Here is a 19043-nt window from a genome sequence, read left to right on the forward strand (position 1 = left end):
ATCAGAAACTCAGTACCATGTTGAATAAAACGGAATACAGCGTGCCCTGCTTGTCGCCGTACAGGGCTTTCAGTGCTTTGCCGGGCCGCAGCGCAGCCACGGAGCTATTGATAATCACGTTCTGGTTATAGAATGGCCGCCAGTGCATGCCGACCGAGAAATCGGTGCCCATCTCTTTCGACGGTATCGCTTGCGCACGCAGCACTTCCAGCACGCGCGTTTCCATGAAGCGCAGATACGAGACGTTGCCGAATACGCGCAACTCCGGCGCCAGGTCCATGTCCGCGCCGACGCCGATCAATGCGAGACCGGGATTGACGAAGTTGGACTGCCCTTCATCCTTCGACGAGCGCAGCGACGGCAGGATGCCGTTGCGGCCCGACAGCGCCACGCCACCACCACCGATCAGCGGCAAGCCCTGACGGATCGAGAAGCTGGTATCGGAGCCGGCGATCTGCGGGTTTTCCATGATGGCGTCGAAGCCGGTGGACTTGTTGTCATAAGGGTCCTTGTCGCCGGAGGCCAGCACCAGCGAGGCGCGCGCGCGTATCCAGCTGAAGTCGCGCGACAGTTCGCTGGCGTGGTAGCCGGCGCGGATTTTCTGCCCGCTGTGCGCCAGCGGATCGTGTTCGTTGTGGCCCAGCGCCAGGTAGGTCGACGTGGCCAGGTTCCATGCACCGAGGTGGCCATCACCGCTGTAGCCGAGGTAGGTAACGTGGTAGCGGTGCGAGCGCAGGTCGCCGAGGAAGGCCGGGCGCACCAGGAAGCCGTTGGTGTCGTAGGTTTTATCGGTTTCCTGATTACGATTGTGGACGATGCTCGCTTGTGAGGTGAAGCCGATCCACGGCCAATCCTGGCGGTACAAATTGGCGAGGTAGATCTGGTCCTTGCGCAGTCCCTTGCCGACGGCGTTCAAGCCGCTGTTGCTGTCTTTCTCGATCCGCGCAAAGGCGGCGAGGTTGTACTGCCAACGGTTGTTGTCGCGGTTACCGAACAGGCGCACGCCGAACGGCGAGTCCTGGAACAGGAAGCCACGAAAGTCATTGGTGAACGGCTGGATGCCGACACGCACGCTGTCGAAGTCGTAGCGGTCGGAGACGTTGCGCAAATGGACATCAGCGAACATCTCCTGGATGCCGACGAAATTATCGCTGCGGCGCCTGCCCCGCGATGGATCGATGCGCAGCGCGCCCGCCTCCTGCACCAAGGCGCGGTTGAAGTTGAACACCGGGACGAAACGCAGTTCGTAGTCTGGCGGGCGGAACGTGGTGTCGCCCTTGATCAGCCCCAGGTTCAGCACCAGGTTTTGCACCATGACAGTTTGCTGGCCACGGCCGAAGATGTCGTTTGCGCCGGGTGCGATGCCGATTTGGCCGGCCACCGGTGTCGGCAGGCGGCGCAGTTCCAGCAACGAGTCCGAGACCACACCCAGGTTGAAGAACAGGTCCGGCGCGTACTGCTTCAGGACCGGCAGATCGGCTTTCAGGACGTTCTGGTTATACGGGTCGTACCAGGGGAATTTGAACCCCAGGGTTTGCATCAGGCGCCAGCGGTCCGGCACGGACACGGACTCGCGCGGCAGGTTGGCTTGCGGCGGCGGTACTTGCGACGGGTCGATGGTCGGCAGGACGGTAGCTTGCGGCACGCCGGCCGCGCCGGGCCGTGCCGGCGTGATGCCGTGCTCCATATCGCTGCCAGTGGTGTCGGTGCGCGCACCAGCCGGTGCATCGAACACCTCAATCGTCATTTCGCCGTATTCCGCCGGCGCCATGTGTATCCAGCCGGCGCGCTGTGGATCCAGCGGCACCTTGTACCACTCGCCGCGCTGATCGAGGATGCCGATCACCGCACCGCGCGACATCTCCGCCAGTGCCAGCGACGCGGCCGAAGGCTCGGCGCGCACCGGTACAGTGACGGCCAATATCTGTAATTGCTGCGCGCGCACGACTGGCGACGCAGCCGGCGGCGCGACTGGCTGCGGCACGGGGGCTTGTGCCGCCGCATCGGCCATCGCCAGGGCCGCCGCGCCAAGCAGTGTCGGGACGAGGCGGAGGGAGCGTGTCATCTTATATTCCATCACACACGCTCTGCTCTGTGCTGTTGTTGAACGGCGCCTGCGGACACTGGGCGTAGCGCAGGTTGCGGCCCAGCGGCGTCAATGTATCCGCACGGCGCGATGCCGGCGCGTGGCCGATGCCGGTCTTCAGAACCGCCGCCGCGCGCGACACGCCCAGCATGCCAACCATGTCATCCTGGTCCACGCCATCGCCGGATACGCCTATCGCACCGATCAGCGTCGTGCCGCGATAAATCGGGAAGCCGCCGGGGAAGGTCTGCATGCCGTTGTCCAACCCGATGGCATTGCCGGTACAGCTGCGGTTCGCGGCGGACGGTGACAGGATCGCCCCCACCAGCGATGGATACACCAGGTCCAGCTGCAAGCCGACGTTGAACGGACTCCAGGTGGCCGTGGTCTTGGACAGCGGGCCGGCCGGATTGCCATCGATCCCGTCAGGGAAATTCGGCCGCGCGATGTTACCGATGGCCCGGGCCGAAAACGCCATGCCATCGCTGAACGCGGCCGGGTTCCCGAAAAAGCTGCGCGACGACGTCATGTAGCCATCCACGCCAAACAAGGCGCCCTGCTTCAGCGAGCCATTGAAGTAGCCCAGCTGCGGCAAGGCGGAAATCGCTGCCGATGCACCGGCCGACGAGAAGAACGCCGCCGTCCGCGCCTTCTGCAGGGAGACGTCGACGCCAAATACCGGGCCGTCGCCGCTACGCACGAGGCCGAGCACATGGCCCGCAGTATCAACCACTGATACCGTGACCTCCGCCGCCGAGCCGACCGGAATCCGGATCTGGGCACGCGCCTGCGCGGCCACGCCCAGCGCTTGCGACAGCACTTCCTGCACTTCCGCCGCGCTCATGCCTGCGCCGCCGGATGCCACCGGTAGCGGTGCAAGCGAAGCGCTGGCAGGATAGCGATTGCCTTGCGCGGCATTCACCAGGACTTGCGTGCTGCCTTGCGCGATAAAGCCGGATGCCGCCTCGCCAAACGCCGTGCCGGCCAGGATGACCGTGCCGTCGTAGTAGCCGTCCACCACCAGCAGGCTGCCGGGCATGCCACCGATGCGCGTGGCCGTTACGGCGACCGGCTGCGATGCCGTGTTCGCGTAAGTCAGCGTTACGCCGCCGGCGGTGATGCGATCCGCACGGATGCAGTCCGGCGCGGCGAAGCCGCTTTGTGCCGACAGGGCGATACGTTCATCCAGGTCCGCGCCGCTGGTGGTCGGGCTGGGGTCGAGACCATACACGCCGTCCGCGATGATACCGACGCCGCCGACTACGCGGCCATTTTTGTACAAGGGGAAGCCGCCTGGATCGGCGGCGAGACCCAGCGGCGAGCGCTTCGGGCCGATGCCGATGCCGGCGCCGCGCTGTACCAGATCGCCGCACGGCAGCTGGCTGAACTGCACGCCAAACAGCGGGCCACCGGCCGTGTTGGCAATGCCCGGTACAAAGTGATCCTGCACAATGAAGCTCGCGGTGCGCGTACTGAAGGCGTTGCCGGACGAGGACAGGTAGGCGCCGGTCAGCGCTTTCGCCACGGCGGCAAGGTCGGAGCCGATCAAGCCACTCAGGCCGTCGAGGCCTTGCGGACTATCGGCGCTGTTCTTGCCGCTGCCGCTCAAGATATCCACCGTGGCGCCGGCGCCAGTCATACGGTACACGGCCAGCACGTTGCCGACACGGTCGACCACCGCGATGGTGGCCTTGGCGCCGAGCCTGGACGCGGCTTCCGCGCCTTGTGCTAGCACTTGTTCCACTTCCGCCGCCGTCATCGACTGTGGCGTAGTGGCCGGGGTGAAGCAGCTGCCGGAGTTGGTGGGCGTTGGGCTGCTGCCGCTGCCACTGCTGCCGCTACTGCTGCCGCCACCACTGCAGGCAGCCAGCAAAGCCAGTACCGCCAGTGCGCCTGCTTTCGCCAACGGTGTGCGGGTCTGAGGGGTGCCGCGTATATTCAATCCCGCGCTCATGGCTTCATCGCTTTCACTGATTTTGCGCCGGTATGCAGATCGGGCATGTGGTAACCATGGCACATCGCACAGTCCGACTTGACCTTGCCGACGACTGGCTCGGTGCCAGCGTGACAATCACGGCATTCCTTGATAGTCGGCATCAGCACATCGCTGGCCTTGTCCGACTTGCCAGCCAGGTGACAATCAGCACAAGGCGCCTGCCGGTGTGCGGCATGGTTGAAAGTGGCCTTCGGCATCCATGCATGTTGTGGTGCCAGCGGCGCGATCTGCCACTGCGGCAGATCCGCACCCGGCGTTCCCGCCTTGCCCGGTCCCGCCACCCGGTTCACGCTATGGCAAACAATGCATGACGTTTTCTCAAACAGCTCGGTGGCCGCCGCCGCTGCGCGTGCACGCGCATCGCCCGGACCGCGCACGAAACTGGACGCAGGGTGATCCTGCATCCCCGGACGCACCGTGAACACCTTGCCACCCGCCGGCGGCGTATCGAGCGCCACTTTGCTGCCGCCAACGTAGCTGTAAAACTCGCGCAACGTGGACAGCACCTCGGGCACCGAACCATGCGGCACCTGCCGCTGCGACAACGCCGGTTCAAACGCCAACGTATGGCAGGACTGGCAATCGCGCTGCATGCTGACGCGCTCGAAGCCATCATTGCCGGCGTTCGGTCGGTGACAGCTGGCGCATTCCAGCCTGGTCTTGCCATTCGGGCCGGCGATGCCACCGGCAGCAACGTGAATATCGTGCGGGAACTTGAGTGTATTTGCCTGCGTGATCGGCACACTGCTCTGGCGCAAACGCACAAAGGTCGTCTCGGATGCAGCTACCTGCACGCGGAACTGTGGGTGCGCCTTGGCGAAGTCCTTCACGTTGGCGACCTGCGTGCCGGGCAGCTTGCTCTCCAGGTCTCCGTGGCAGGACGCGCAGCCAGCGCCGATGTAGCGGCGGTTCTGTGATACCAGTCCCTCCGCCCCCTGGTGGTCACGGTGACAGGTGGCGCAACGCGTTTCGTGCAGCGCCGGCATCGACGCAACTTTATCGGCGACGTGATTGCCTATGCCCTTGTGGCACGCGAGACAATCCTTGTCCTGTACTTGCTGGAATGGTTTCGAGTGGCATGACTTGCAATCCAGGCCGAACGGCTGGTGCGATGCCGACAGCGTACCAGGATTCCATTGTGCATCCAGTCCCAGCGCGGTGGGCGAGGCACGCGTGAAGCCACTGGCCAGCACCGGCGCGGCGTGCGGCGTCTGGCGCAGCTTGGCGGTCTTCTCCTCCACAGGGTGAAACGCGGACGGCCAGATCGACGCCATCACCGGCAGCACCAGGCAGGCCAGCAGCACCAGCACGAACGCCATCCACGACATCAAGCGACGCCCGACCAGCGGACGTTGCAGACCATCGATCTCCTGCTGGAGCTTATCGTTGTTACGAGCTTGCATAAACGATTACCAGTAGAAGAAAACCGAGACGATATGCGCGGTCAGTGCGACCAGCAGTGCAATCGAGATCGGTACATGGAACAGCAGCCAGATTTCCGTCAAGGTACGCAGGCGAACGAATGAGCGTATGCGCTTGAGCTGTTGCAGACGGCGAAACTGGATGGTGTAGATTTCGTTGGCGTTGGGGTCGGCCTGGTCGCCCACTTCGCGCAGGCGCGCCAGCACGCGCGCGGTGGCGCATTGGCGGTTACGGCCTGTCAGCCGCTGGCGGCGCTGGTTGAAAATCTGGCCGGCAGCCGACTCCTCCACCAGTGCCAGCAGCGCCGGCGGACGGCCTTGCGCCAGCATGCGGCAACGGTCATCGAGGTCGCGCAGGTCCTGCGCAATCTGATCCAGCGTGCGGCCGTCGAGCAGGTCGCCCATCAACGACGGGTGGTACAGGTACAGCACCACGCCCCAGACGCCGCTGATGATGACGGCCATGGTCAGCGCGTAGGCGAAGGTGTGGATGTTCCAGCCGAATTCAAACCCGCAGTGCAGCGTCGCCACCACCGCCAACGCCAGGCCGAGGTAGACGTGGGCCGACAGCCAGCCGCGCAGGGTGCCCATGCGCGAGGCATACGCGCGCTTGCGCACGCCGAGCAGCAGCAGGAACACGATCAGCAGCGCGCCCACCGTGCCGAGGCCGTAGCCGAGGATGGTGCCGCCGCCGGGCTTCAACGGCGGATTATCGAGAACGTACAGCGCAATGCACAGCACCAGCAGGGCGATGGCCCACTTGGCGTAGCGAAAACGCTGGAATGACATGAAATTGTCTTGCAACATAAGGTGACTTCTGGCGATGGGCTGGTGTCAGTTTATTTAAATATAATTGCAAATAGTCAACTATATGCGAGCAGTCTAACACTGACTCACATGGGCAATTTGACGATTTTTTTATTTGGGGCTTATACGCAACTGTATGCGGGTCTGGCCTGGTTTTGCGGGCTGTGGAGGCGATTCCAGATCGCCTGGGGCGGCGATAGCGTTGCCGCTTTTCGAGATGCGCGCGGTGACCACCAGCTGGTCGAACTGCGACAGCGTCACGCCGGGCATCATGCCCATGCTATCGTCGAGGGTGAATTGCAGCGGCAAATCGCGTACTTGCTTGCGCAGGACGGCGAGCGGGAAACGCGGGCCATCGGCGGCCTTGGCGACGATGAAGACGGTGTCGCCATCCGCCACCTGGGCGCGCAGGGCTGGGTCCAGTTCAACGCTGCCACTGATGGCGGTGGCAGCCGCTGGCGAGGTGGCAACCGCCGGTGCGGCGGCGGCTGGCGGCGCCGTGACAGCCGCGCCTTCCGCCGGTGCGCCGATGTGGGCCAGGTTGTCGCGCGCCATCTGGGCAAACTCCGAGTTGGGCGCGGCGTTGGCCAGCGCGGCTTGCCAATGGATCGCGGCGGCGGCGTGGTCGGCGCGTTCGAAGGCGGCGTCGCCCGACAGGATCAGGGCTTTGACATTTTTCGGATCGGCGGCGAGCGCGCGCTTCAGCAGGCGCTCAGGTTCGCCGGCCAGCTTCTGATTCTGCGTCATGGCGAGAACGTCGGCATAGTCGGACAGCACCTGGGCGTCGTCGGGGATCAGGGTGACCAGGCGCGCATAGGCGCCGCTGGCGGCGACAAAACGGCCCATGGCGCTGTACGAGCGTGCCAGCAGTGCCCAGCCGTTCGGGTCTTGCGGCTCGCGTGCCATGCGCTCGGCCAGCTTGGCGACCATGGCTTCGGCCTCGCTGCTGGTATGCGGATCAAGCGCCTGGCCGGCGGCCACAGTCGCCGCAGCGCCGCGTGCGCTCAAGGCTTGCGGCGTACCGAGGGAGGCGTACAGCATGCCAGCGCCAGCGACCAGCACCAGCGCCAGTGCGGCGGCTTGCCAGCGCGGCGCTGGCGTCGAGGCGCCGGCAGCCGATGCAGCCGGAGTTGCGGCGGGATGTACATCTTCAGCGACACGTTGTTCCAGTTCGCGGCGGGCGACCAGGTAGGCCTCGGCATCGATGCTGCCCTGCTCGCGGTCTGCCTCCAGTTCGCGCAGTTGGTCGCGCAGAACGGCCAGGTTCAGCTGATCGGCTTGCGGTGCAGCAGCCGCATCGCGACGCGACAGAAGGGGACGCAAAATCAGCCACAACACCAGCACGCACATCACGGCGGCTACAAATACAAAGCCGTTCATGGCTGCTCCTTGTGGTTATCCAGCAGCGCGCGGGCACGCTGCAATGCTTCTTCCGATGGCGGCGCCTCGGCTGCGCGCGCACGCGCCGCCCGCAAGCGGGACGCCAGCAACAGCGCCCCCGCAGCCAGCAGCAGGAACGGCCCAAACCACAGCAACCAGGTAGTCGACTTCACCGGCGGCCGATACAACACGAAATCGCCATAGCGCTGCACCATGAAGTCCAATACCTCCTGCTCCGACTTGCCCTGCGCCAGTTGCTCGCGCACCTCGCGCCGCAAGTCCGACGCCAGGCCGGCGTGCGAATCGGCGATGGTCTGGTTCTGGCAAACCAGGCAACGCAACTCTTCCTCCAGCGCTGCCGCACGCTTGTCCAGATCCGCCTCGGCATGCGCCGCCAGGGCCAGCGTCATCATCAATGCCGCAATCAGCTTAACCATGGCCGGCTTCCTTGTTCAGTTTCTCGATCAGCGGAATCAGCTTTCCTGTGACCACATCGGGCGTCAGGATGCCGATCTGCTTGTAGCGGATCACACCACGCTTGTCGATCACGAAAGTTTCCGGTACGCCGTAGACGCCGTAGTCGATGCCGACACGGCCATCCTGGTCAAATGCCGACACCATGTACGGATCACCCGCGCGCTGCAGGTTGGCGATGCCATCGTCGCGGCTATCCTTGTAATTGAGGCCAACGATAGGCGCCAGCTTGAGGCGCGCCATTTCCATCAGCACCGGGTGCTCCTGGCGGCAAGCTACGCACCACGACGCCCACACGTTCAAGATCCACACCTGCCCTGCCATGTCGCGCGTGCCGATCTGACGCTCCGGCAGATGCAACTGGGCCAGCGCAAACGCCGGCGCAGGCTTGTCGATCAACGGCGACGGCACCTCGCGCGGATTCAGGCGCAAGCCCACCCACAGGAATCCCAGCAGCGCAACGAAGACGCCCAGCGGCAGAATAAAGCGCTTCATGCTTTGCCTTTCTTCAGGCGATATCGTTTGTCCAGCGCCGCCAGCAGGCCACCGAAGGCGATCAATAAGGCACCGGCCCAGATCCAGGCGACGAACGGCTTGTGCTGGATACGCACGATCCAGTTACCCGGCTTGACCTCCTCGCCCAGCGCGAGATACAAGTCGCGCGTTGGACCACGATCAATCGCTGCTTCCGTCATCGGCATGCCGCCGGATGCGAACTGGCGTTTCTCCGGCAGCAGCGTGGTGATGTGCTTGCCGTTGCGCGTAACATCGAAGGTGCCGCGCACCGCCGAATAGTTGGGGCCTTCGACGTTCTGCAAACCGACGAAGCGGAAGTTGTAGTCGCCAACCTGGTGCATGTCGCCACTCTGCATCGGCACGTCGTGCGAAATCTCGCGGCCCTTCACCAGCGTCACGCCGATCACGAACACGCCAATGCCAGCGTGCGCAATCAGCATGCCCCAGTAGCTACTTGGCAGCGTGGACAAACGATGGCTGAAGCGCGTGCGATTATCTTCAAACACGCGCAGGCGTTGCAGCAAGTGCCACACGCTGCCCAGCAAGATCCACGCCGCCAGCGCAAGGCCCATCACCAGCAATGGCGAAGCACCCACCGCGAAGGCAGCGGCCAGCGCCAGCAGCACGGCCGCGACACCGACCACGCGCAGGCTGCGCACGTCCTTGAAACCGGCCTGTTTCCAACGCAGGAAGGGGCCGATGGCCAACAACAGCAGCATCGGCGCCATCAGCGGCACGAATACGGTTTCGAAGTACGGCGGACCAACCGAGATCTTGCCCATGTCCAGCGCATCAAGGAACAGCGGGTACAGGGTACCCAGCAGCACGGTGCCGGCGGCGGCCACCAGCAGCACGTTATTCACCAGCAGCAGCGACTCGCGCGAGAACAAGGCGAAGCGGCCGCCCAAGCCAACTTGCGGCGCGCGCCAGGCGTACAGCAGCAGCGACGAGCCGACCACCAGCGCCAGGAACACCAGAATGAACAAGCCGCGCTTGGGATCGGTGGCGAAGGCGTGCACCGAGGTCAGCACACCGGAGCGCACCAGGAAGGTGCCCAGTAACGATAGCGCGAACGCCATGATCGCCAGCAACACGGTCCAGTTTTTGAAGCTGCCGCGTTTTTCAGTGACAGATAAAGAGTGGATCAGCGCCGTGCCGACTAGCCATGGCATGAAGGAAGCGTTTTCCACCGCGTCCCAGAACCACCAGCCGCCCCAGCCCAACTCGTAGTAGGCCCAGAAGCTGCCGAGGAAAATCCCCAGCGTCATGAAGGTCCAGGCGATCAAGGTCCATGGACGCGACCAGCGCGCCCAGGCGGCATCCAGTTGGCCGCCGATCAGCGCGGCGATGGCAAATGCAAACGCCACCGAGAAGCCGACATAGCCCATGTACAGCAAGGGCGGGTGCGCGATCATGCCGATGTCTTGCAGCAGCGGGTTAAGGTCCTGGCCTTCCATGGCGCCCGGCAGCAGGCGCTCGAAGGGATTCGATGTCCACAGGATGAAGGCGAGGAAGCCGACGCTGATCAGGCCCATGACGCCCAGCACGCGGGCCACCACTTCAGCCGGCAACTGACGGCTGAACACGGCGACGGCGGCAGTCCACAGCACCAGGATCTGGATCCACAGCAGCAGCGAGCCTTCGTGCCCGCCCCACACGGCGGAGATGCGGTAGTGCAGCGGCAGCAGCGAGTTGGAGTGCGAGGCCACATACAGTACCGTGAAGTCGTTGGCGACAAAAGCTTGCACCAGGCAGGCGAAGGCGAAAGTCACCAGCAAGGCTTGCGCGTAAGCCGCTGGCCGCGCGACGGCCATCCAGCGGGCGGCAGCGGAACGCTCAACGCGCAACGAGGCAAATAACGGCATCACGCCTTGCAGCAGCGCGACGCAAAACGCCAGCATCAGCGCGAAGGAACCTATTTCTGGAATCATTGCTTGTCCTTGGCCTCTGCGGCCTCTTTCAGTGCGCGCGCGGCATCCGGCGGCATATAGTTTTCATCGTGCTTGGCCAGCACCTCGGTGGCGGTGAAGACGCCGTCCGCCCCCAGCTTGCCCTGCACCACGGCGCCCTTGCCTTCCTTGAACAGGTCCGGCAGGATGCCGCTGTAACGCACCGGCACGCGCTGCACCATGTCGGTGATGAAGAAGTCCACGGTCACGCCATCGCCTTCACGGCGCAAACTACCCTTCTCCACCAGGCCGCCCATGCGCAGGTTGCGAGCATGGTCAGGGCTGGCCAACACTTCGGTCGGGGTCACCGAGAACACCAGGTTCTTCTGGAAGGCGGACGAGATCAGCCAAGCCGCCAGCGCCAGCAGGGCCAGGCCCGCCGCCACCAGCGCCAGGCGCTTTTGTCTAGGTTTCATCGTGGTCCTGTTGATGCTTCAGTTGTTCCAGCGCGGCGCGGCGGCGCAGGCGCAGTGCCAGGTATTCGCACAGCGGCAGCAGCAGCGAGACGCCGATGGAGCCCCACACATACAAGCCGTAGCCGCCCATGTGCAGCCATTCGCTCATGCGGCCTCCTTCAGCCATGGGCTGCGCTTCTCGCGTTCGAGGATGATGCAGCGCAGGCGCGCCAGCGCGGCGGCGAAACTGTAAGCCCATGCGCCCAGCGTCACCAGCAGCATCCCGGCCAGCATCACGTGGGCCATGCTGGGCGCGGCTGTCAGGCTGATGGAGGCGCCCTGGTGCAGGGTGTTCCACCACTTGACGGAGAAATAGATGATCGGAATGTTGACCACACCGACCAGGGCCAGCACGGCGCCCGCGCGGTCGGCGCGGCGCGCGTCGGTGATCGCCGATTGCAGGGTCATGAAGCCGATGTACAGGAACAGCAGGATCAATTCGGAGGTCAGCCGCGCATCCCATACCCACCACGCGCCCCACGTCGGCTTGCCCCACAGGGCGCCGGTCCACAATGCCAGCACGGTGAACATGGCGCCGGTAGGCGCGAGGGCGCTGGCCATCATCGATGACAGACGCGTGTTCATCACCAGGCCGAGGCCGGCCCAAAAGGCCATGGCGAGGTAAATCACCATCGACATCCACGCGGCAGGCACGTGGACGTAGATGATGCGGTAGGAGTCGCCTTGCTGCCAGTCTGTCGGCGCCAGCACGAGACCCACGTACAGGCCGGCGGCCGTCAGCAAGACGGCCAGTACGGACAACCATGGGATCAATGTGCCAGCGAGGGGATAGAACTGTTGCGGTGAGGCGTAGCGATAGAGCAAGCTGTTTTTCATTGTGGACATTGTATCAACACTGTTCACTCCGAAGCAATGCGCAGGGCAGCCGCAGTGGCCCACGGGGCCAGTGCTAGTGCGGCTGCCAGTAGGCCTCCCAGTAAAAACAAGTGTGATTGTGGATCTGGCGCCACAGTTGCCCCGGCGCCGAAAATCAGGATCGGCACATAGAGTGGCAAAACTAATAACGCTATCAGCACGCCGCCGCCACGCACGCCCAGCGTGAGCGCGGCGCCGATTGCGCCGATCAGACTGAGAATCGGCGTGCCGAGCAGCAGACTGGCCAGCAGGATAAGCACTTGTTCGGCGGGCAGGCCGAATTGCAGCGCCAGCAGCGGCGACAGGATAATCAGCGGGATGCCGGTGGTAAGCCAGTGCGCGAGGATTTTCCCGGCGACCAGCAAGGTAGCAGGTTCCGGCGACAGCAGCAGTTGTTCGAGGGTACCGTCGGCGTGGTCTTGTGCGAACAGGCGGTGCAGCGCCAGCATGGAGGCCAGCAGCGCGGCGATCCACAGCATGCCGGGGCCGATGGTGCGCAACATGGCCGGCTCGGGACCGAGGCCAAGCGGCGCCAGCGCGGCCACGATGATGAAGAAGAAAACAGAGGCCAGCACGTCCGCGCGGTTGCGCAAGGCCAGCAGCAGGTCGCGGCGGATCACGCCAAGGAAGGCGCGTATCATAGCGCCGCCTTGGGTGGCGCGGCTGGCGCTGCGTTGGTTGGTGCGCCCGGCGCGGATAGCGCAGGGCGGTCGAGGTTCATCTCCAGCGCTTGCGACGGGTTCAGCGCCAGGTCGGTATGGGTGGTGTAGACCAGCATGCCGCCACGGGCGAAGTGCTGATCGAGCGCGCCGCACAGGGCCCCGACGGCGTCTTGGTCGAGCGCATTGAATGGTTCATCGAGTATCCACAACGGCGCGGCCTGGCCTTCCACGCCATGCAGGCGTGCCAGCGACAAGCGCTTGCGCTGCCCCTGCGACAGCGAACGCGCCGGCAATTGCGCGGCGCGGCCCAGGCCCAGTGCCGTCAACGACTGCTCGGCGGCAGAACGATCCAGCACGCGCCCGTTCAGGCGCGCCGCGTAGACCAGGTTTTCCCACGCCAGCAAGTCGTCCTTCACGGCGGCAGCGTGGCCGAGGTAAATCATCTGCGCGTGATACACATCGCGGCAAGCGGCAATCGCGCGTCCTTGCCAGCGCACCTCGCCCGATTCGGCCTGCGCCAGGCCAGCCAAGGTACGCAGCAAAGTGGTCTTGCCGCTGCCATTGGCGCCGCGTACGCGCAGCGCCTGGCCTGCCGTCAGCGACAACGACAAGCCCTTGAACAGGCGGCGCTCTCCGCGAACGCAGCAAAGGTCGAGGGCTTGCAGTGTCACCGCTTACTTGCGCTTGGCGGCGGAAGCGTCGCGGGCGGCGCGGAACTCGGCGTCCTTGGCCCAGTTCGGCCAGGATTTCGAGTCACCCAGATCGCGGCCCAGCGCGTACAACATGCCCAGATCATGCGACATGCCGGCGAACGTCCAACTGGCGCTCCACTCGTCGGACGGCTGGTGGTAGTTATTGGTCACGTAGGCTTCCTCGACCTTGTGGCCGGCTTCCAGGCCGCCGACCACCAGGTCGTCGCCCGAACCATACGAGATGGCCGGCACGCCGCGCTTGGCGAACGGGAAGTGGTCCGAGCGGAAGAAGTGGCCGGCTTCCGGTTTCGGATCAGGCGCATACACCAGGTTCCATTGCTTGGCCTTGGCCACCAGCAGGTCCAGCAGATCCAGCTTGGCGCTGCCGGAGATGGTGAAGTTGCGCGCCACGCCGTCCGGGCTCAGTGCATCCATATTGATGACGCCCACCGTGGTGGCCAGCGGGTACAGCGGGTTGGCCGCGTAATATTCGGAGCCCAGCAGACCCTTCTCTTCAGCGGTGACCGCCAGGAACACCACGCTGCGCGCTGGCGCCGGCGCCTTGCCATAGGCGCGCGCCAGTTCCAGCAGCGCGGCGATGCCGGTGCCGTTGTCGACCGCGCCGTTGTAGATCTTGTCGCCCTTGGCGTCCGGGAGGCCCACGCCCAGGTGGTCCCAGTGGCCGCTGTAGATGACCGTCTCGTTCGGTGCCTTGGCGCCGACCACGCGCGCCGCCACGTTCTTCGACACGATCACCTGCGCATCCACCGCGTAGTTGGCCGACAGCGTGACGCCTTTCAGTTCGGCCGGCTTGAAGTCGCGCGTTTGCGCCTGCTTCTTCAGCGCTTCGAAATCGAGGCCACCGCGCTTGAACAGGTCCACCGCCAGGTCGCGCTGTATCCACGCTTCCATCGGCGCATGCGCTTCCGACGGCTTCTTGCGCACGATGTCGTACATGACGTTGGTGTTGGAGTTCTTCACCGTGTTCCAGCCATACGAGGCCGGCGCGGTTTCGTGCACGATGATGGTGCCCAGCGCGCCACGGCGCGCCATCTCTTCATACTTGTAGGTCCAGCGGCCGTAGTAGGTCATGGCCTTGCCGCCGAATTCCCCCTGGCCGGTTTCGAAGTCCGGATCGTTGATCAGCACCACCGCCAGCTTGCCCTTCAGGTCCTGGCCCTTGAAGTCATCCCACTTGCGCTCCGGCGCGGTAACGCCATAGCCGACGAACACCAGCGGCGCGTTCTTGAAGTCGACCAGCTTCGCGCCGGTCATGGCGGCGCGCACGGCCAGGTCGTCGCCCTGCTTCAGCGGCTGCACGGTCTTGCCATCGCTGACGCTCAGCGTCACCGGGCCCTTGATTTCAAAACGGCCCAGCGGCACGTCCTGGGTCCAGCTGCGCTGGCCTTTGACGACATCGCCGGCTGGTTGCAGGCCGGCGGCCTTGAATTGTTCGATCAGAAATTTGACGGTCTTGGTTTCGCCGGCGGTGTTGGGGCCACGGCCCTCGAACTCATCGGACGACAGCACTTTGACATCGTGCGACAAACGCTTGGCGTCGAATTCAGGACCGGCCGCCGCGTGGGCTGCGAACGCCGCCATCAGCGACAGGACTAGCATGGTTTTTTTCAATCTAAGCTCCCTGGGACACGTACATGAATCGTCCATACTGCCACGAAACAATCTTGACGACAATGTCATAAATAATTACCAACTTCACAATAGTTTCCTGTAGGATATAGCCTTTCTTACAAGGAGATCTCCATGCGCCGTGTTCTGACTGCCCTGCTCTGCCTGAGCCTGGCCACCTCCCTGCCCGCTATCGCCGCCGATCCAGCACCACAGATGACCGCCCAGCAATTCCTCGAATCGCTGACCTTCCGCGAAGGCAAGATCAAGCTGCCCGGCGACATCGCCACCATGGACCTGCCGCCGAATTTCCGCTACCTCGATCCGGCTGACGCCGCCAAGCTGATTACCGAAGGCTGGGGCAATCCGCCGGGCGTACAGTCGCTGGGCATGATCGTGCCCACCGATGTCAATCCGCTCAGCCAGGCTGGCTGGGGCGTGGTGGTCACCTACGACAAGGACGGCCACGTCAAGGACGATGACGCCGACCACATCAACTATGCCGACCTGCTGAAAGACATGAAGGAAGGCATGGAAGAAAATAACAAGGCGCGCAAGGAACAGGGCTACTCGGCCATGACGCTGGTCGGCTGGGCCGAACAGCCAAGCTACGACAAGGCCCAGCACAAGCTGTACTGGGCCAAGGAACTGCATACCGAAGGCAGCAATGAAAACGGGCTCAACTACAACATCCGCGTGCTGGGCCGCGAAGGCGTGCTGGTGCTGAACGCGGTGTCGGGCATGCAGCAGATCGGCCAGGTCAAGCAGGAGATGAAGAAAGTCACCGCCTTCACCGACTTCACGCCGGGCAACCGCTATACCGACTTCAACGCCAGCACCGACAAGGTGGCCGAATACGGTATCGCCGCGCTGGTGGCCGGCGGCGTCGCGGCCAAGCTGGGCTTCTTCGGCAAGATCTTTGCCGTGCTGCTGGCCTTCAAGAAATTCATCCTGCTGGGCGTGGCCGCGCTGGGCGGCTGGTTCTGGAAGCTGCTGGGCCGCCGCAAGGAGCAAGCCGCCGCCGGCGTTGACCTCAGCAAGCCGGAATAAGCGTGGGCAAGCTGATCGTCTGGCTGCTGGCGGCCGGCAAGATGGGCAAGCTGTTGCTGACGTGCGGCACCATGCTGCTGTCCATCGTCGCCTACAGCTGGGTGTATGGATGGCGCTACGCGGTCGGTTTCGTGGCGCTGATACTGGTGCATGAGATGGGCCATTACGTGGCGGCGCGCCAGCGCGGGCTGAACGTCGGCGCACCGACCTTCATTCCCTTTGTCGGCGCGTGGATTGAATTGAAAGAGCTGCCGCACGACGTCGAAACCGAGGCCTATATCGGCTTTGCCGGGCCGCTGGCCGGCACGCTGGCGTCGCTGGCCTGTTACTACTTCGCGCGCAACAGCGACAGCAACCTGCTGCTGGCGGTGGCCTACTCCGGCTTCATGCTTAACCTGTTCAACCTGATTCCGGTATCGCCGCTGGACGGTGGCCGCATCACCGCCATCATTTCGCCCAAGGTCTGGCTGGCCGGCGTGCCGCTGCTGGCGGCGCTGTTCTTCTACCATCCGAGCCCGATGCTGATCCTGGTGGCGGTGCTGGCCTATCCGCAGATCAAGGAAGCCATCTGGGGCGATCCGGCCAAGGCCGGCGACTACTACCAGGTGGCGCGCGAAACGCGCATCAACTACGGCGTGATGTACCTGGTGCTGGTGGCATTCCTGGCGATGATGAGCTACAGCGTCCACGAGATGCTGCCGTCTCGGTGAGCTAACGCACAGTCCGGCCGGCGCGGCGTGCCCACACTGGAGGCTTGTATGCCAGTGGAGGCGCACCATGCCGGAAGGACCATCGATCGTCATCATGCGTGAGCAGGCAGCCGGTTTCGCCGGCCGTACCATCACGCACGCCAGCGGCAACAGCAAGACTGTCGACTTCGACGCGCTGGTCGACTAGCCGGTGCTGGCGGTGCGCAGCTGGGGCAAGCATTTCCTGCTACAGCTGCCGAACCTGGCGCTGCGCATCCATCTGCTGATGTTCGGCAGTTACCGCATCAATGAACGCAAGGAAGGCGCCGAGCCGCGCCTCAGACTAGGCTTCGACGATGGCCAGGAGTTCAATTTCTACACCTGCTCGGTGAAGATACTGCCAGCCGACCTGGACGCGCAGTACGACTGGCGCAGCGACCTGATGGCGGACGCCTGGGACGCCAGGCTGGCGCTGAAAAAGCTGCGTGCCCAGCCGGACACGCTGCTGTGCGACGCCACACTGGACCAGGAGATTTTTTCCGGTGCCGGCAATATCTTCAAGAACGAGGTGCTGTTCCGCATCCGCGTGCATCCGCTGTCGAAGGTGGGTGCGCTGCCGGCGGCCAAGCAGCGCGAGCTGGTCGAGCAGATGCATGTGTACGCCTTCGATTTCCTCAAGTGGAAAAAGGCCTTCGTGCTGAAGCAGCACTGGCTGGCGCACACCAAACGCATCTGCCCGCGCTGCGACATTCCGTTCCACAAAGGCCATCTGGGCAAGACCAAACGTCGCAGCTTCTTCTGCATTAAATGTCAGAAGCAGTATCCGCCAGTGCTGCCTATACCAGTCCGGTCAGATAGTAGACAGCGATCACAAAGAACACCGCCAGCGTCTTGATGACGGTGACGCCGAAGATGTCGCGGTAGGACTGGCGGTGCGTCAGCCCGGTCACGGCCAGCAGCGTGATGACAGCGCCGTTGTGCGGCAGCGTATCCATGCCGCCGCTGGCCATGGCCACCACCCGGTGCATCACTTCCAGCGGAATGTTGGCTGCTTCGGCGGCCTTGATGAACTGGTCGGACATCGCCGCCAGCGCGATGCTCATGCCGCCCGAGGCAGAGCCGGTGATGCCGGCCAGCGAGGTCACCGACACGGCCGCGTTGACCAGCGGGTCCGGCACGCTGCGCAGCGCGTTGCTGACCGAGAGGAAGCCCGGCAGCGCGGCGATAACGCCGCCGAATCCGTATTCGGAGGCGGTGTTCATCGCCGCCAGCAGCGCGCCGCCAACGGCGGCCTTGGTGCCCTCGGCAAAGGCATTCTTGATGCGGCCGAAAGCGGTAACGACGGTCAGCAGGATGCCCAGCAGTAGCGCGCCTTCCACCGCCCAGATGCCGATCACCGGCTTGATGGTCATGTTCACCGGCGCATGCAGGCCGGGCAAGGCGTCGGCGGTCAGCGCGTAGCTGTCGCCGTACCAGCCGGGTATCAGCTTGGTCAGCGCGAAGTTGGCGACACCGACCATCACCAGCGGCGCCAGCGACAACAGCGGATGCGGCAGGCCGGCGCGCGCCGGCGTGGCCGGCGTGGCTGCGGCTGCGGCTTTGGCCGTAGCTGTAGCTGTTGCCGCAGGCGCGGTCGCGGCCGGTGCAGCACCGGCCGGCGTCGCCTCATAGCCCTCGCCCTTGGCCATCACGCTGCGGCGGCGCCATTCGAGGAAGGCCAGGCCGGCAGCCAGCGTGGCGATCGAGCCGATCACGCCCAGGTACGGCGCGGCCCAACCTGTCGTCTTGAAGAACGTGGTGGGAATGATGTTCTGAATCTGCGGCGTGCCCGGCAGCGTATCCATGGTGAACGAAAACGCCCCCAGCGCAATCGCGCCCGGCATCAGCCGCTTGGGAATATTGCTCTGACGGTACAGCTCTGCCGCAAACGGATACACGGCAAACACCACCACAAACAGCGACACGCCACCATACGTCAGCAACGCGCACACCAGCACGATCACCGCGTTGGCACGCGAGCGGCCAATGTACTTGATGGCCGCCACCACAATCGCCTCGGAAAAGCCCGACAGCTCAATCAGCTTGCCGAACACGGCGCCCAGCAGGAACACCGGGAAATACAGCTTGATGAAGCCGACCATCTTGTCCATGAAGATGCCGCTGAATACCGGCGCTACGGCGCCCGGATCGGTCAGCAGCACCGCGCCCAGCGCGGCGATGGGGGCAAACAGGATCACGCTGTAGCCGCGATACGCGGCCAGCATCAGGAACACCAATGCAGCAAGAACGATCAGGAAAGACATGCAGGCTCCGGGAGTGGTTTTCTCCGGACATTGTAGAACTTATTACAACCTTGTGCAG

At 64.2% G+C, this 19043-nt stretch carries 18 protein-coding genes; 3 read left to right on the plus strand and 15 right to left on the minus strand.

The annotated features are described in order from the left end of the window. Position 1 precedes the first annotated feature (1 nt). From BLS51_RS23305 to BLS51_RS23370, 14 genes are all read right to left on the minus strand, one after another. Positions 2-2065 (minus strand): SH3 domain-containing protein, encoded by a 2064-nt coding sequence (locus tag BLS51_RS23305; RefSeq protein ID WP_090189947.1) that lies wholly within the window; start codon positions 2063-2065, stop codon positions 2-4. A gap of 1 nt (position 2066) precedes the next feature. Then, entirely contained in the window at positions 2067-4040 is a 1974-nt protein-coding gene (locus BLS51_RS23310; protein WP_090189949.1) for a heme-binding protein, read from the minus strand. Next, entirely contained in the window at positions 4037-5485 is a 1449-nt protein-coding gene (locus tag BLS51_RS23315) for a cytochrome c3 family protein (RefSeq protein WP_090189951.1), read from the minus strand. The genes BLS51_RS23310 and BLS51_RS23315 overlap by 4 nt, the downstream gene beginning before the upstream one ends. A 6-nt stretch (positions 5486-5491) precedes the next feature. After that, positions 5492-6310, minus strand: coding sequence for a hypothetical protein (locus BLS51_RS23320; RefSeq protein ID WP_090189952.1), 819 nt, complete (start codon positions 6308-6310; stop codon positions 5492-5494). Between the two features lie 111 nt (positions 6311-6421). Continuing rightward, positions 6422-7690, minus strand: a complete 1269-nt coding sequence (ccmI, locus tag BLS51_RS23325; RefSeq protein ID WP_090189954.1) for a c-type cytochrome biogenesis protein CcmI — start codon at positions 7688-7690, stop codon at positions 6422-6424. Next, positions 7687-8127 (minus strand): cytochrome c-type biogenesis protein, encoded by a 441-nt coding sequence (locus tag BLS51_RS23330; RefSeq protein WP_090189956.1) that lies wholly within the window; start codon positions 8125-8127, stop codon positions 7687-7689. Before BLS51_RS23330 ends, ccmI begins: the two co-directional genes overlap by 4 nt. Continuing rightward, complete coding sequence (locus BLS51_RS23335) at positions 8120-8659, minus strand: DsbE family thiol:disulfide interchange protein (protein WP_090189958.1); 540 nt, start codon at positions 8657-8659, stop codon at positions 8120-8122. The genes BLS51_RS23330 and BLS51_RS23335 overlap by 8 nt, the downstream gene beginning before the upstream one ends. Beyond that, positions 8656-10611: a heme lyase CcmF/NrfE family subunit gene (locus BLS51_RS23340; protein ID WP_090189960.1), complete on the minus strand. Its 1956-nt coding sequence runs from the start codon at positions 10609-10611 to the stop codon at positions 8656-8658. The genes BLS51_RS23335 and BLS51_RS23340 overlap by 4 nt, the downstream gene beginning before the upstream one ends. Beyond that, on the minus strand, positions 10608-11045 hold the full coding sequence (gene ccmE / locus BLS51_RS23345) for a cytochrome c maturation protein CcmE (protein WP_090189962.1): 438 nt from the start codon (positions 11043-11045) through the stop codon (positions 10608-10610). The genes BLS51_RS23340 and ccmE overlap by 4 nt, the downstream gene beginning before the upstream one ends. Next, entirely contained in the window at positions 11035-11193 is a 159-nt protein-coding gene (ccmD, locus tag BLS51_RS23350) for a heme exporter protein CcmD (protein WP_090189965.1), read from the minus strand. The genes ccmE and ccmD overlap by 11 nt, the downstream gene beginning before the upstream one ends. Then, complete coding sequence (ccmC, locus tag BLS51_RS23355) at positions 11190-11930, minus strand: heme ABC transporter permease CcmC (protein WP_373994356.1); 741 nt, start codon at positions 11928-11930, stop codon at positions 11190-11192. The genes ccmD and ccmC overlap by 4 nt, the downstream gene beginning before the upstream one ends. 14 nt (positions 11931-11944) lie before the next feature. Continuing rightward, positions 11945-12601 carry a heme exporter protein CcmB gene (gene ccmB, locus BLS51_RS23360; protein WP_090189970.1) on the minus strand — a complete coding sequence of 219 codons (657 nt, stop codon included), beginning with the start codon at positions 12599-12601 and terminating at the stop codon, positions 11945-11947. Then, positions 12598-13293, minus strand: a complete 696-nt coding sequence (gene ccmA, locus BLS51_RS23365; protein ID WP_090189972.1) for a cytochrome c biogenesis heme-transporting ATPase CcmA — start codon at positions 13291-13293, stop codon at positions 12598-12600. The genes ccmB and ccmA overlap by 4 nt, the downstream gene beginning before the upstream one ends. Positions 13294-13296: 3 nt before the next feature. Further along, positions 13297-14934, minus strand: coding sequence for a M28 family metallopeptidase (locus tag BLS51_RS23370; protein ID WP_229207729.1), 1638 nt, complete (start codon positions 14932-14934; stop codon positions 13297-13299). Between the two features lie 144 nt (positions 14935-15078). Between BLS51_RS23370 and BLS51_RS23375 the strand changes: the two genes are divergently transcribed. The 3 genes from BLS51_RS23375 to BLS51_RS23385 all read left to right on the plus strand — a co-directional run bounded on the left by BLS51_RS23375 (position 15079) and on the right by BLS51_RS23385 (position 17577). Further along, positions 15079-15993 carry a DUF2167 domain-containing protein gene (locus tag BLS51_RS23375; RefSeq protein WP_090189977.1) on the plus strand — a complete coding sequence of 305 codons (915 nt, stop codon included), beginning with the start codon at positions 15079-15081 and terminating at the stop codon, positions 15991-15993. A 2-nt stretch (positions 15994-15995) separates the two neighbouring features. Beyond that, a complete protein-coding gene (locus BLS51_RS23380) occupies positions 15996-16703 on the plus strand; it encodes a site-2 protease family protein (protein ID WP_090189979.1) in 708 nt (235 codons plus the stop codon). A gap of 190 nt (positions 16704-16893) precedes the next feature. Next, complete coding sequence (locus BLS51_RS23385; RefSeq protein ID WP_307188166.1) at positions 16894-17577, plus strand: endonuclease; 684 nt, start codon at positions 16894-16896, stop codon at positions 17575-17577. Here BLS51_RS23385 and BLS51_RS23390 read toward each other — a convergent pair. Beyond that, positions 17519-18985, minus strand: coding sequence for a GntP family permease (locus BLS51_RS23390; RefSeq protein ID WP_090189981.1), 1467 nt, complete (start codon positions 18983-18985; stop codon positions 17519-17521). The two genes, BLS51_RS23385 and BLS51_RS23390, sit on opposite strands and share 59 nt — an antisense overlap. Between the last annotated feature and the right edge of the window lie 58 nt (positions 18986-19043).

Source organism: Duganella sp. OV510, from assembly GCF_900100205.1.
In the GTDB taxonomy this organism is placed as follows: domain Bacteria; phylum Pseudomonadota; class Gammaproteobacteria; order Burkholderiales; family Burkholderiaceae_D; genus Rugamonas.